This window comes from Cellulosimicrobium sp. JZ28 (genome assembly GCF_015327065.1).
In the GTDB taxonomy this organism is placed as follows: domain Bacteria; phylum Actinomycetota; class Actinomycetes; order Actinomycetales; family Cellulomonadaceae; genus Cellulosimicrobium; species Cellulosimicrobium funkei.
Genome location: NZ_CP017660.1, coordinates 3,135,256 through 3,148,535, shown reverse-complemented (window position 1 = coordinate 3,148,535; position 13,280 = coordinate 3,135,256). Strand labels below are relative to the sequence as shown.

Annotated in this window: 6 protein-coding genes and 2 rRNA genes; 4 read left to right on the top strand and 4 right to left on the bottom strand. The window is 71.5% G+C overall.

Features of this window, described 5'->3' with window-relative positions; genetic code table 11:
- Nucleotides 1-42 precede the first annotated feature (42 nt).
- Nucleotides 43-3,150 (top strand): 23S ribosomal RNA (locus tag BJP59_RS14055).
- A 96-nt stretch (nucleotides 3,151-3,246) separates the two neighbouring features.
- Nucleotides 3,247-3,363 (top strand): 5S ribosomal RNA (gene rrf, locus BJP59_RS14050).
- A 155-nt stretch (nucleotides 3,364-3,518) separates the two neighbouring features.
- Here the strand turns inward: rrf and BJP59_RS14045 are convergent.
- From BJP59_RS14045 to BJP59_RS14030, 4 genes are all read right to left on the bottom strand, one after another.
- Nucleotides 3,519-4,490, bottom strand: coding sequence for an alpha/beta hydrolase (locus BJP59_RS14045; protein WP_194521216.1), 972 nt, complete (start codon nucleotides 4,488-4,490; stop codon nucleotides 3,519-3,521).
- Nucleotides 4,487-5,446 carry a zinc-binding dehydrogenase gene (locus BJP59_RS14040; RefSeq protein WP_194521215.1) on the bottom strand — a complete coding sequence of 320 codons (960 nt, stop codon included), beginning with the start codon at nucleotides 5,444-5,446 and terminating at the stop codon, nucleotides 4,487-4,489. Before BJP59_RS14040 ends, BJP59_RS14045 begins: the two co-directional genes overlap by 4 nt.
- An 84-nt stretch (nucleotides 5,447-5,530) precedes the next feature.
- Nucleotides 5,531-6,781 carry a homoserine O-acetyltransferase MetX gene (gene metX, locus BJP59_RS14035; protein ID WP_228485072.1) on the bottom strand — a complete coding sequence of 417 codons (1,251 nt, stop codon included), beginning with the start codon at nucleotides 6,779-6,781 and terminating at the stop codon, nucleotides 5,531-5,533.
- Nucleotides 6,782-6,869: 88 nt separating this feature from the next.
- Nucleotides 6,870-8,207 (bottom strand): bifunctional o-acetylhomoserine/o-acetylserine sulfhydrylase, encoded by a 1,338-nt coding sequence (locus BJP59_RS14030; RefSeq protein WP_194521214.1) that lies wholly within the window; start codon nucleotides 8,205-8,207, stop codon nucleotides 6,870-6,872.
- Between the two features lie 344 nt (nucleotides 8,208-8,551).
- Between BJP59_RS14030 and BJP59_RS14025 the strand changes: the two genes are divergently transcribed.
- Entirely contained in the window at nucleotides 8,552-9,931 is a 1,380-nt protein-coding gene (locus BJP59_RS14025; protein ID WP_194521213.1) for a C40 family peptidase, read from the top strand.
- 79 nt (nucleotides 9,932-10,010) lie between these two features.
- Nucleotides 10,011-13,259, top strand: coding sequence for a cell wall-binding repeat-containing protein (locus BJP59_RS14020; RefSeq protein ID WP_194521212.1), 3,249 nt, complete (start codon nucleotides 10,011-10,013; stop codon nucleotides 13,257-13,259).
- Nucleotides 13,260-13,280 lie beyond the last annotated feature (21 nt).

Sequence of the window (13,280 nt, the reverse complement as noted above, 5' to 3'; positions counted from 1 at the left end):
TTTGGGGTGTGGTTCTTGGTTCTCTGCAGTTTTGTTGTTTTTGTTGAAGTTTTTAAGGGCACAGGGTGGATGCCTTGGCACTAGGAGCCGAAGAAGGACGTGGTAGCCTGCGATAAGCCTCGGGGAGCTGGCAAACGAGCTGTGATCCGAGGGTTTCCGAATGGGGGAACCCCGCACGAGTCATGTCGTGTGACCCGCACCTGAATATATAGGGTGTGTGGAGGGAACGTCGGGAAGTGAAACATCTCAGTACCGACAGGAAGAGATATTCCGTGAGTAGTGGCGAGCGAAAGCGGATGAGGCCAAACCGGGCGCGTGTTCAAGCTGTCAGGCGTTGCGTGTTCGGGGTTGTGGGACCCTTCTGGTGGATCTGACAGTCCACCGGGGAGTAAGAAAGCCGTGTCATAGTCGAACCGCATTGAAAGGCGGACCACAGACGGTGCGAGTCCGGTAGACGAAATGGTGCGGCCTCCCGAAGGGGATCCCAAGTAGCACGGGGCCCGAGAAATCTCGTGTGAATCTGGCAAGACCACTTGCTAAGCCTAAATACTACCTAGTGACCGATAGCGGACCAGTACCGTGAGGGAAAGGTGAAAAGTACCCCGGGAGGGGAGTGAAATAGTACCTGAAACCGTGTGCCTACAATCCGTTGGAGCCTCCTTGGCTGGGGTGACAGCGTGCCTTTTGAAGAATGAGCCTGCGAGTTAGTGCTCAGTGGCGAGGTTAACCCGTGTGGGGAAGCCGTAGCGAAAGCGAGTCCGAACAGGGCGCCCATAGTCGCTGGGTCTAGACCCGAAGCGAAGTGATCTAGCCATGGGCAGGTTGAAGCGCGGGTAAGACCGCGTGGAGGACCGAACCCACCAGGGTTGAAAACCTGGGGGATGACCTGTGGTTAGGGGTGAAAGGCCAATCAAACTTCGTGATAGCTGGTTCTCCCCGAAATGCATTTAGGTGCAGCGTCACGTGTTTCTTGCCGGAGGTAGAGCTACTGGATGGCCGATGGGCCCTACAAGGTTACTGACGTCAGCCAAACTCCGAATGCCGGTAAGTGAAAGCGTGGCAGTGAGACTGCGGGGGATAAGCTCCGTAGTCGAGAGGGAAACAGCCCAGACCACCGGCTAAGGCCCCTAAGCGTGTGCTAAGTGGGAAAGGATGTGGAGTTGCACAGACAACCAGGAGGTTGGCTTAGAAGCAGCCACCCTTGAAAGAGTGCGTAATAGCTCACTGGTCAAGTGATTCCGCGCCGACAATGTAGCGGGGCTCAAGTACACCGCCGAAGCCGTGGCATCTGCGCTCAACTCAGGCCTTCGTGGTCCAGAGGCGCAGGTGGGTAGGGGAGCGTCGTGTGGGCGGTGAAGCCGCGGGGGAACCCAGCGGTGGAGCCCACACGAGTGAGAATGCAGGCATGAGTAGCGAAAGACGGGTGAGAAACCCGTCCGCCGAATGACCAAGGGTTCCAGGGCCAGGTTAATCCGCCCTGGGTAAGTCGGGACCTAAGGCGAGGCCGACAGGCGTAGTCGATGGACAAGGAGTTGATATTCTCCTACCGGCGAAGAACCGCCCATACCGAGCCCGGTGATGCTGACCGCCCAAACCTGCCCATCGACCCTTCGGGGTCACCGGGCAGGGGCGCGCGGGACCCAATCCGGTAGTAGGTAAGCGTATTAACAGGGGTGACGCAGGAAGGTAGCCCGGCGTGGCGATGGTAGACCACGTCCAAGGCTGTAGGCCGTCGGGTAGGCAAATCCGCCCGACACACAGGTTGAGAGCTGACGGTGAGCGCACAAGCGCGAACTGGGTGATCCTATGCTGCCAAGAAAAGCCTCGGCGCGAGGTTCTAGCCGCCCGTACCCCAAACCGACTCAGGTGGTCAGGTAGAGAATACTAAGGCGATCGAGAGAATCGTGGTTAAGGAACTCGGCAAAATGCCCCCGTAACTTCGGGAGAAGGGGGGCCCGAAGCGTGAACACCCTCGCGGTGGGAGCGTGGACGGCCGCAGAGACCAGGGAGAAGCGACTGTTTACTAAAAACACAGGTCCGTGCGAAGTCGCAAGACGATGTATACGGACTGACGCCTGCCCGGTGCTGGAAGGTTAAGAGGACGGGTCAACCCTTCGGGGTGAAGCTCAGAATTTAAGCCCCAGTAAACGGCGGTGGTAACTATAACCATCCTAAGGTAGCGAAATTCCTTGTCGGGTAAGTTCCGACCTGCACGAATGGCGTAACGACTTCTCCGCTGTCTCAACCGCGAACTCGGCGAAATTGCACTACGAGTAAAGATGCTCGTTACGCGCAGCAGGACGGAAAGACCCCGGGACCTTTACTATAGCTTGGTATTGGTGTTCGGTGCGGCTTGTGTAGGATAGGTGGGAGACCGTGAAGCCCGTACGCCAGTGCGGGTGGAGTCAACGTTGAAATACCACTCTGGCCGCTTCGGATGTCTAACCTCGGTCCGTGATCCGGACCAGGGACAGTGCCTGGTGGGTAGTTTAACTGGGGCGGTTGCCTCCTAAAATGTAACGGAGGCGCTCAAAGGTTCCCTCAGCCTGGTTGGCAATCAGGTGTCGAGTGCAAGTGCACAAGGGAGCTTGACTGTGAGACTGACAGGTCGAGCAGGGACGAAAGTCGGAACTAGTGATCCGGCGGTGGCTTGTGGAAGCGCCGTCGCTCAACGGATAAAAGGTACCCCGGGGATAACAGGCTGATCTTGCCCAAGAGTCCATATCGACGGCATGGTTTGGCACCTCGATGTCGGCTCGTCGCATCCTGGGGCTGGAGTAGGTCCCAAGGGTTGGGCTGTTCGCCCATTAAAGCGGTACGCGAGCTGGGTTTAGAACGTCGTGAGACAGTTCGGTCCCTATCCGCTGCGCGCGCAGGAAACTTGAGAAGGGCTGTCCCTAGTACGAGAGGACCGGGACGGACGAACCTCTGGTGTGCCAGTTGTTCCGCCAGGAGCACCGCTGGTTGGCTACGTTCGGAAGGGATAACCGCTGAAAGCATCTAAGCGGGAAGCCTGCTTCAAGATGAGGTTTCCATACCCTACGGGGTGAGAGGCACCCAGCAGAACACTGGGTCGATAGGCCGGACGTGGAAGCGGGGACGAAAGACCCGTGCAGCTGACCGGTACTAATCAGCCGACAACTTCAACACCAAACACTTTGCTACGCGTCCACTGTGCGGTTCCCGAACCACCAACACCACACCCCCGCACGGGGTGCCCCAGGTGTTGACACGGTTCAACAGAGTTACGGCGGTCACAGCGAAGGGGAAACGCCCGGTCCCATACCGAACCCGGAAGCTAAGCCCTTCAGCGCCGATGGTACTGCCCTGGAGACGGGGTGGGAGAGTAGGACGCCGCCGGACAACCCTTCACCGAAGGCCCACCCCACACGGGGTGGGCCTTCGGCATATCCGCATACCCCCACACCACGCGACGGACGCGCCGGGGCCGGCACGTCCGGGGCCGTCGTCGGCCCCACGGACGGTCGCACCGGGACGCGAGAGCGGCCGAGGAGTCCTCAGGACCAGCCGTACCCGGCCGACCAGCGGACGATCTCTGCGAAGAAGCGTGCCCGGGGTTCCGGCGCCGAGAGCGACAGGTCGTGCATGCCGCCGGGGATACGGACCAGGGTGACGACGCGACCCAGGTGCGAGGCCCGGCGGGCGAGCGGCTCGACGTCGAGCACGATGTCGGCGGCGCGCATCTCTTCCGTCCACCGCGTGCTGAACAGCGACCTCTCGGCGAGGAGCACGAGCACGGGGCAGTCGATCGCCAGGCCGGCGGCGACGCGCGCGTGGCCCGAGATGATCGCGCGCAGCCATCCCGCGCGGACGGGGAACGACGGGACCGGACGCCACGCGTCGTCGATGGTCCACGTGCCGTCCTCGCGGTCCCGGAGCGTCCGGGCGTAGTAGCCGGGATCGACGTTAGGGAGCGGGGCACGGGGCTGGAAGCGGGCGAGCTGGCGGATCGCGGGGCCGGAGACGGTCCGCGCCACCGACGAGCCCTGCAGCTCCAGCCACGGGCTGTTGAGCACCAGGCCGCGCACGACGCCGGGGTGCCGGTGCGCCCACAGCGCCGCGACGAGACCGCCGGTCGAGTGCCCCATGAGCATGATCGCGACGTGCGCTCCGAGGTCCTCCCGCACGACGTCCAGCGCGGCGGCGATGTCGGCGTCGTACTCTTCGAGGTGGTCCGCGTACCCGGGGGTCTGGTGCGGACGCAGGCTGCGACCGTACTTGCGCAGGTCGACGGCGTAGAACGCGGCGCCGAGGCCGTGCCAGGTCTGGGCGAGCTCGGTCTGGAAGAAGTAGTCGCTCCAGCCGTGCAGGTAGAGCACCGCGCGCGCGGGGCGCACGGGCTCGTCCGTCGGCGGGACGTGCCGGACGACCGTGACGACGACGTCGCCCTCGTCGTCGGGCTCCAGCTCGACGGTGCGCTGCTCGAACCCTGCCCCGAGCACGTCGGGGGCCCAGGCCGGGGACGTCACGGCGTGAGCACCACCTTGCCGAAGTGGTCGCCGGCCGCGAGCCGCGCGAGGCCGCCGCGGGCGCGGGCGAGGGGGAGCACCTGGTCGACGACGGGACGCACCTCGCTGCGCGCGAGGAACCGCAGGAGCGCGGCGAGGTCGTCGCGCGAGCCCATGGTCACGCCCTGCACGCGGATCTCGTGGAAGAAGACGCGTGTGAGCTCGGCGGGCGACGCGTCGCCGCTCGTCGCCCCCGCCACGACGACGGTGCCGCCCGGCCGCACCGACCGCAGCGAGTGGCTCCACGTGGCCTGCCCGACCGTCTCGGCGACGACGTCGACGGGCGCGGGCAGGCGGGCGCCGGGCTCGAACGTCGCCGCCGCCCCGAGGCGGGCCGCTCCGGCCCGCTTCGCCGCGGAGCGGGACGTCACCCACGTCTCGAGCCCCGCGGCGGCGCCGAGCGCGACGGCCGCCGTCGCGACCCCGCCGCCCGCGCCCTGCACGAGGACACGGTCGCCGGGGGCGGCGCCACCGGCGGTGAAGAGCATGCGATAGGCGGTGAGCCACGCCGTCGGGACGCACGCGGCCTCGACGAAGGTCAGCTCGGGCGGCTTGAGGACGAGGTTGTGGCTCGGGACGGCGACGCGCTCCGCGAGGGTGCCGGGGTACCGCTCGGACAGCAGAGATCGACGCTCGGTGGGCCCGACGCCGTGCCCGTCCGCGCCGACGACGGCGTGCACGACGACCTCGGAGCCGTCGGGGGCGACGCCGGCGGCGTCGGTCCCGAGGATCATGGGCAGGCGGTCGGCGGGCAGCCCGACGCCGCGCAGCGACCAGAGATCGTGGTGGTTGAGCGACGCGGCGCGCACGTCGACCGTGGTCCAGTGCTCGCGGGACGCGGGCTCGGGGCGGTCCCCGACGACGAGGCCGGCCAGGGGATCGTCGGGGTCGGTGCGGTCGGCGTAGGCGGCGAGCATGGGACCAACCTACGGTCCGGCCCGTGCTCCGACCACGGGGCCCGCCCGGGGGAGCCCCCCGGACCTGCCCCGACGACGAGCGGGTCAGTCGCGCACGCGCGCCCGCTCGCCGAGGAAGTCGGCGACGATCGGTCCGAGCTGGTCGAACTCGATGAGGAAGCCGTCGTGCCCGAAGTCGCTCGTGAGCGTCCGCAGGGGCTCGGCGCCGGGGATGCCGGCGGCGATGCGCGCGCAGTCGGCGGGGAGGAACAGCCGGTCGGTGTCGACGGCGACGACGAGCGCGTGCGCGGTGATCTGCGCGAGCGCCGCCTCGACGCCGCCGCGGTCGCGCCCGAGGTCGTGCGTGAGCATCGACTCGGTGAGCACGACGTACGAGTTCGCGTCGAACCGCCGCGCGAGCTTGTCCCCGTGGTGGTCGAGGTAGGACTGCACGGCGTAGCGGCCGTCGGTGAACGGGTCCTCGCCGCCCTGCGGCAGCCGGCCGAAGCGGTCGTCGAGCTCGCGCGCGGACCGGTAGGTGGCGTGCGCGATCTGCCGGGCGATGCCGAGCCCGACGTGCGGGCCGTCGCCGTCCGCGGCGTCGTAGTAGTCGCCGCCGCGGAAGCCCGGGTCCGCGCGGACGGCGCCGAGCTGCGGGTGGGCCCAGGCGATCTGGTCGCCCGTGGTCTGGGCGGCGGTCGCGATCGCGGCGAGCGAGACGACGTCGACCCCCGCCTCGGGCCCGAGCAGCGCCCACTCCAGCACGCGGTGCCCGCCCATCGAGGCGCCGACGACGAACGCCCACGACGTGATGCCGAGCGTCCGGGCGAGCTCGATCTCGACCGCGACCTGGTCGCGCGTCGTGACGCGCGGGAACCGGCTGCCCCAGGGACGGCCGTCGGGCGCGGTCGACGCCGGTCCCGTGGTGCCCTGGCAGCCGCCGAGCACGTTGGGCGCGACGACGAACCAGCGGTCGGTGTCGATCGGGGCGCCGGGCCCCACGAGCGACTCCCACCAGCCCGCGGTGACGTGCCCCGGGCCGGCGGGACCGCTCACGTGCGAGTCGCCGGTGAGGGCGTGCAGCACGAGGACGGCGTTCGACCCGTCGGGCGCGAGCGTGCCCCACGTCTCGTACGCGACCCGGACGTCGGGCAGGCGGGCGCCGGACTCGAGGTCGAACGTGCCGACGTCGGCGAAGCGTCGCCGGCCCGCCGGGTCGCCCTCGCGCCACGCTCCGGTCGCCGGGACCGGGGCCTTCACCCGCGCGCGCGACGGCGCCACGCCGTGCGTCGACGAGTCGCCCGGCCGCGCGCCGGAGCGGGCGTCGGGGGCGGGGGAGAGGAGCTCGTCGTTCACCGGGGTCACCGTCGGCCACTGTACGGCCGGGGCGCCCAGGGCGCCCCGGCTGTCCAGATCCGTCATCGTCGCGCCCGTCGTCGGCCGGTCAGGAGCCCAGCGCCGACTTGGCGGCGGTGAACCCGAGCTCGAGGTCGGCGAGGATGTCGTCGACGTGCTCGATGCCCACCGCGAGGCGGACCAGGCCCGGCGTCACGCCGGACTTCGCCTGCTCCTCGGGGCTGAGCTGGGCGTGCGTCGTCGACGCCGGGTGGATGACGAGCGACCGGACGTCGCCGATGTTCGCCACGTTCGAGTGGAGCTGCAGCGCGGAGACGAACGCCTGCCCGGCGTCGCTGCCGCCGTCGAGCTCGAACGCGAGGACCGCGCCCGCGCCGCGCGGCAGGTACTTCTGCGCGTTCGCGTGCCACGGGCTCGAGGGCAGGCCCGCGTAGTGGACGGTCCGGACGTCGTCGCGCGCCTCGAGCCACTCGGCGACCTTCTGCGCGTTGGCGACGTGGCGCTCGACGCGCAGGGACAGCGTCTCGATGCCCTGCGCGATGAGGAACGCGTTGAACGGAGAGATGGCCGAGCCCAGGTCGCGCAGGAGCTGGACGCGCGCCTTGAGCACGTACGCGAGGTTGGCACCGAGGATGCCGCCCACGCCGAGGTCGCGCGCGTAGACGAGTCCGTTGTACGAGGGGTCGGGCGTGTTGTAGTTCGGGAACCGCTCCGGGTGCGCCGCGTAGTCGAACGTGCCGCCGTCGACGATCACGCCGCCGATCGCGGAGCCGTGGCCGCCGAGGTACTTCGTCGCGGAGTGCACGACGACGTCCGCCCCGTGCTCGAGCGGGCGCAGCAGGTAGGGCGTGGCGACCGTGTTGTCGACGATCAGCGGGACGCCGACCTCGTGCGCGACCGCCGCGACGGCCTCGATGTCGAGGACGTCGGCCTGCGGGTTCGGGATCGTCTCGCCGAAGAACAGCTTCGTGTTCGGGCGCACGGCGTCGCGCCAGGCCTGCGGGTCGTGCGGGTCGGCGACGAACGTCGTCTCGACCCCGAGCTTGGCGAGCGAGTACTGCAGGAGGTTGTAGGTGCCGCCGTACAGGCTCGGGGAGGCGACGACGTGGTCGCCCGCCTCGGCGACGTTGAGGATCGCGAACGTCGTCGCGGCCTGCCCGGACGCGAGGAGCAGCGCGCCGACGCCGCCCTCGAGCGAGGCGATGCGGTTCTCCACGACCTCCTGCGTCGGGTTGCCGATGCGCGTGTAGATCGGGCCGAGGTCCTTGAGCGCGAACCGGTCGGCCGCGACCGAGGCGTCCGGGAAGACGAACGACGTGGTCTGGTAGATCGGGAGCGCGCGGGCGCCGGTCGTCGGGTCGGCGGTCTGGCCGGCGTGGACCTGGCGCGTCTCGAAGGACCAGGCGGGGGCGTTGTCGGTGCTCATGGTTGCTCTCCTGCGGGTGAGGTGGGACGGCGGCGTGCGGGTGCACCGGGGCGGGTGCGGCGGGACGAGGTCGTCGACCGCGGCGAGAGGCGCACGCGGGACGGGATGCCGCGGCGAGGGCGTCGTCGACGACGGCTCGCGGGCAGGCGAACGTGCGCTCGGGTCAGCGACACATTCGACGGGACATGAGGCCGAGGCTAGGCGCGTCGTCGGCGACCCGGTAGGCCCTTCTCACCATGCGAGACCACATTGTGAGAAGGGTCCGGCCGCTCGGATCGCGCGGAGCGGACGTTCCGGGCAGACTCGTGCGAGTGCTGTCAACGAGACACGCCGAGGAGGAGTTGATGAACCGCGTGACCCGGAGCGCGCCGCGCCGTCGCGTCGCCGCGGCGGGGGCCGCCGGAGCGCTCGTGCTCGCGCTCGGCGTCGGCCTCGCTCCGACCGCGTCGTCCGCGCCGTCGGACGACGACGTGCGCGCCGCGCGCGAGGCCGCCGACGGCGCGTCACGGGACGTGGCGACGGTCGAGCGCGAGCTCGCGGCGCTGCGCGACCGGCACGCGTCCGCGGTCGCGGCCGTCGAGACGGCGGCGGAGGAGTACGCCGCGGCGCAGGGCGAGCTCGAAGCCGCCGACGCGGAGGTGCGCGACGCCCAGGCGGCGCTCGCGACGGCCCGGTCGGGCGAGTCCGACGCGCGGGCCTCCGTCGGCGCCCTCTTCCGCGCGTCACGCCAGGGCTCGACGGAGCTCGACGCCCTGCGGACGGTCCTGGACGCGGACGGAGTCGAGCAGGTCGTCGCGCGCGAGAACGCCGAGCGCGTCGCGGGCCGCACCGCCGGACGTGCGGTCGAGACGCACGCGACGGCGCGCGCCGTCGCCGGCACGGCCCGCGCGCGGGCGGACGCGGCGCTCGCGCACCAGGCCGAGGTCGAGGACCGCGCGCGCGACGCGCTGGCCGCCGCCCAGGTCTCCTCCGGGGCGCTCGACGAGGCCGTGCAGGAGTCGGCGGCGCGCCGGGAGACGCTGCTCGCCGAGCTCGCGCAGGCACGGGCCACGAGCGTCGACGTCGAGCGGGAGCGCCAGGACGCGCTCGACGCGCAGGCCGCGAGCGCGCGCGAGAGCGCGGCCCGGGAGCGGGTCGCGCCGCCCGCTGCGGGGACGCCGGCGGCGGCGCCGTCCGCCCCCGCCGCGCCGTCCGCCCCGGCCCCGCAGGGCCCGGCTCCCGCCCCGGCGCCGGCTCCGGCCCCCGCTCCCGTCCCGGCACCGGCTCCCGCCCCAGCGCCTGCCCCGGCTCCGGCGCCTCCGCCCGCCCCCGCCCCGCCGCCCGTGGTCACGCCGCCGCCCGGCACGGGCGTGGGGAACGGCGCCCAGGGCCAGGCCGCCGTCGCGTGGGCGCGCACGAAGATCGGCGCGCCGTACGTGTTCGGCGGCACCGGGCCGGGCTACGACTGCTCGGGCCTCACGTCCCGCGCGTGGGCCGCCGCGGGCGTCGACATCACCCGGACGTCGCGCTCGCAGTATCAGCGCGTGCAGAAGATCTCCTACGACCGCCTCCGCCCGGGCGACCTCATCTTCTACGCCAACGACACGTCCAACCCGTCGACCATCCGCCACGTCGCGATGTACACCGGCGGCGGGATGATGATCGAGGCTCGGCAGCCCGGCAGCCCCGTGCACGAGGTCGCGATGCGCTGGGCCGACGCGATGCCGTACGCGGGCCGACCGTAGCCGTCCGCCGCGTCCCGGGCGGTTGCTCCGGGAGCCTCGGGTGCCCTACGTTTCCCCCACCTGACCAGGAGGGGGACCCGTGAGCACTGGCGCGCACGAGCACACCGACCGAACGAGCGCGCAGAGCTCCCAGAACCGCACCTCGAGGCACCGACGCCTGACGGCGCTCGCGGTGGCGGCGGTCCTCGCGATCGGGCTCGTCCCCGGCCCGGCGATGACGGCCGTCGCCGCACCGGCCACGGACGTCGTCCCGGTGCCGACGCTCTCCGGCGGGCGCCTGCAGGCGTGGGGCGACCCGGAACGTCGGACGTCGGGCGAGCTCGACGTCCCGCCGCTTCCCGAAGGGCTCGACTTCGTGGACGCCGCCGTCGGCCACGGGTTCGGCCTCGCGCTGCGCAGCGACGGTCAGGCCGTGGCCTGGGGCGCGTACGACGGTGAGCGGGTCGAGGTGCCGTCGCTGCCCGACGGTCACCGGTTCGCGGCCGTCGGTGCGGGTGAGCACGGGCTCGCGTACTTCCTGACGACCGCCGGTGACGTGCGCGTGACGGGGGATGCGCCGGCCGGCGAGGCCGCGGTCCCGGCCCTGCCGGAGGGCGTCTGGTACGCGGACGTCGCCGCCACGTACAGGAGCATGGCAGCCCTGCGCAGCGACGGGACGATCGTGGCGTGGGGCGCGGACCCTTCGGCGGTGCCCGCGCTGCCGGACGGGGTGCGCTACGTCGCCCTCGCGGGCGGGGAGTTCCACTTCGTCGCGCTGCGGTCCGACGGTCGCGTCGTGAGCTGGGGCGAGCGGTACTGCGGCGAGGGCGACGTCCCCGCGCCGTCGTCCTCGCCGTACGTCGCGCTGGCGGCCGGGCTCGACGTCTCGTTCGCGCTGCGGGCGGACGGCACGATCGTCGCTCGTGGCTGTGGTTCCTCCGCCGCGGCACCGGTGCTGCCCCCGGGGGAGCGTGCCGCCGCGGTGGCCGCGACGGGGAGCCACGGGTTCGTGGTCACGACGACCGGCGAGCTGCGGACGTGGGGCCTGCCGTTGTTCCGCTACACCGTCCCTGAACGACCGCTCCCCGGCGCGTACGTCTACGAGGTCGCTGCGCAGAACTGGGGTCTCGGCGCCGTCGAGAGCCTGGTGCTCACGCTGACGTCGGACCAGCCACGGAGCACGCCGAGCCCGTCCCCGACCGATGTGCTGCGACCGGACGCGGAGGGCGTGGTGGTCTGGGGTGCTCGTCCTGACGGCGAGCTCCCTCCCGCCCTGCCGGCGGGTCAGCGCTACGTCGACGTCGCCGTCGGGGGCCGACACGTCGCGCTCGTCCGGTCCGACGGGCTGTTGCTCGGCTACGGAGACGACGCGACCAGGGTGGGGATGGCGACCCGGTACCAGGGCCCCACGCAGGACGTCGCGGCGGGTGAGGACCACACGGCCTGGGTCCGCCGACGGGGCGAGCACTTCGACACACTCCTCTTCGGGCCCCGCGATCTCGGTCGTCAGCCCTTTCACGGTCTCTCCTACCAGGCGGTGGTGACCGACGTGTCGGCGGGCGGCGGGTTCACGGTGGCGCGCACCGAGAGGCTTGACGGGACCGGCGACGTCGTCGTGGACGCACCGGCAGGTGGCGCGATCGCCACCCCGCCCGCGATCCCCGCGGGTGCCTCGGTCCTCTCCGTCGCGGCGGGTGCGGGGCACGCGCTCCTCGTGACCTCGGACGGGACGGTGCAGGCCTGGGGCGACCCCGCGGACGGTGCGACGGACGTGCCGCGCCCTCCCGACGGCACGCGGTTCGCCGACGTCGCGGCGGGTTCCGGGTTCTCGCTCGGCCTCCTCGACGACGGGACGATCGTCGGCTGGGGCCGCAACACCTACGGCCAGCTCGACGCCCCCGCGCCCCCTCCGGGCGAGGTCTTCGTGGATCTCGACGCCGGCCGGGACCACGCCGTCGCGCTCGCCTCGGACGGGTCGGTGCACGCCTGGGGACGGGAGGACGCCGGGCAGACACGGGTCCCTGCCGCGCCGGAGGGGGCCACGTTCGCCGGGGTCTCCGCAGGCGGCGACACCTCGGCGGCGATCGTCGCGGCCCCGACCACGACGACGCTCACCGCGCCGGAGTCGTGGCCGGGCGCCGAGGCGCTGCCGGTCCGCGTCGACGTGAGCGCAGCCGACGGGCGGGCCGAGGGCGAGGTCGTCCTCCTGGTCGACGGCGAGCGAGCGGCGGTGCTCCCGTTGCGTGACGGGACGGTGACGACACGCCTCTGGTCGGTCACCGCCGACCCGGCACGGACCGTCAGTGCCGTGTTCCGGGGCGCGACCGGCGTCGCGCCGTCCTCGAGCACGGCGTCCGTCCGCACCGGACCGGCCGGTTCGGCACCTTCGCCGGGGAGCCCGTCCACGGTCGAGGTCGTGCGGATGGCAGGGGCGAACCGGTATACGACCGCGGTCGCGGCGACCAGCTCGCTCGCGCCGGGCATCCCTGTCCTGTACCTGGCCTCCGGTACGGGCTTCGCCGACGCGCTGTCGGCCGCCCCCGCCGCCGCGGCCGAGGGTGGCGCGCTCCTGCTCGTCCCGAACGCCACGATCCCCCCGGCCGTGCGCGCGGAGATCGTCCGCCTGCAGCCCGAGCGCATCGTGGTCGTCGGAGGTGCGGGAGCGGTGTCCGCCGAGGTGCAGAGCGAGCTCTGGGCGCTGCGGCCAGAGGCGGGGCTGCCCCAGATCCTCACGCTCGCCGGTGCCGACCGGTACGAGACGTCACGCAAGGTCGCCGAGAGCGCCTTCGGGCACTCGGTGGGGGCCGTGGTGGTCGCGGACGGGCGCTCCTTCCCCGACGCGCTCGCCGCAGGTGCCGCGGCGGGGGCGGCAGGCGTCCCGGTCGTCCTCGTCCCGGGGAACGCGGCGAGCCTCGCGCCGGAGGCGGCACGGACGTTCCGGTCTCTCGGGGTGCGTGGTGTCACGGTCGTCGGTGGGTCGGGTGCGGTGAGCACGGGGCTCGAGAGGTCCGCGGGACGCGTGCCCGGGGTCGTCGGCACGGAGCGCCTGGGCGGGACCGACCGGTACGGCACAGCGGTGGCGCTCAACGACGCCTACTTCGGCGCGTGGCAGGACGAGGGCCTCTGGTCCCCTCCGGCGGTGAACCTCGCGACGGGCGCCGACTTCCCCGACGCGCTCGCCGGCGCTGCGGTCGCGGGTCTCCGGCGTGAGCCCTTGTACGTCGTCCCCGCGCGATGCGTGCCGGGCAGGACGCTCGACGCGATGAACGAGTCCGCGGCCGGACGTGTGCACCTGCTCGGCGGCCCGGGTGCCCTGTCCGACGCGGTGGCCCGGCTGGAGCGGTGCTGATGAGCGACCGTCGACCACGTC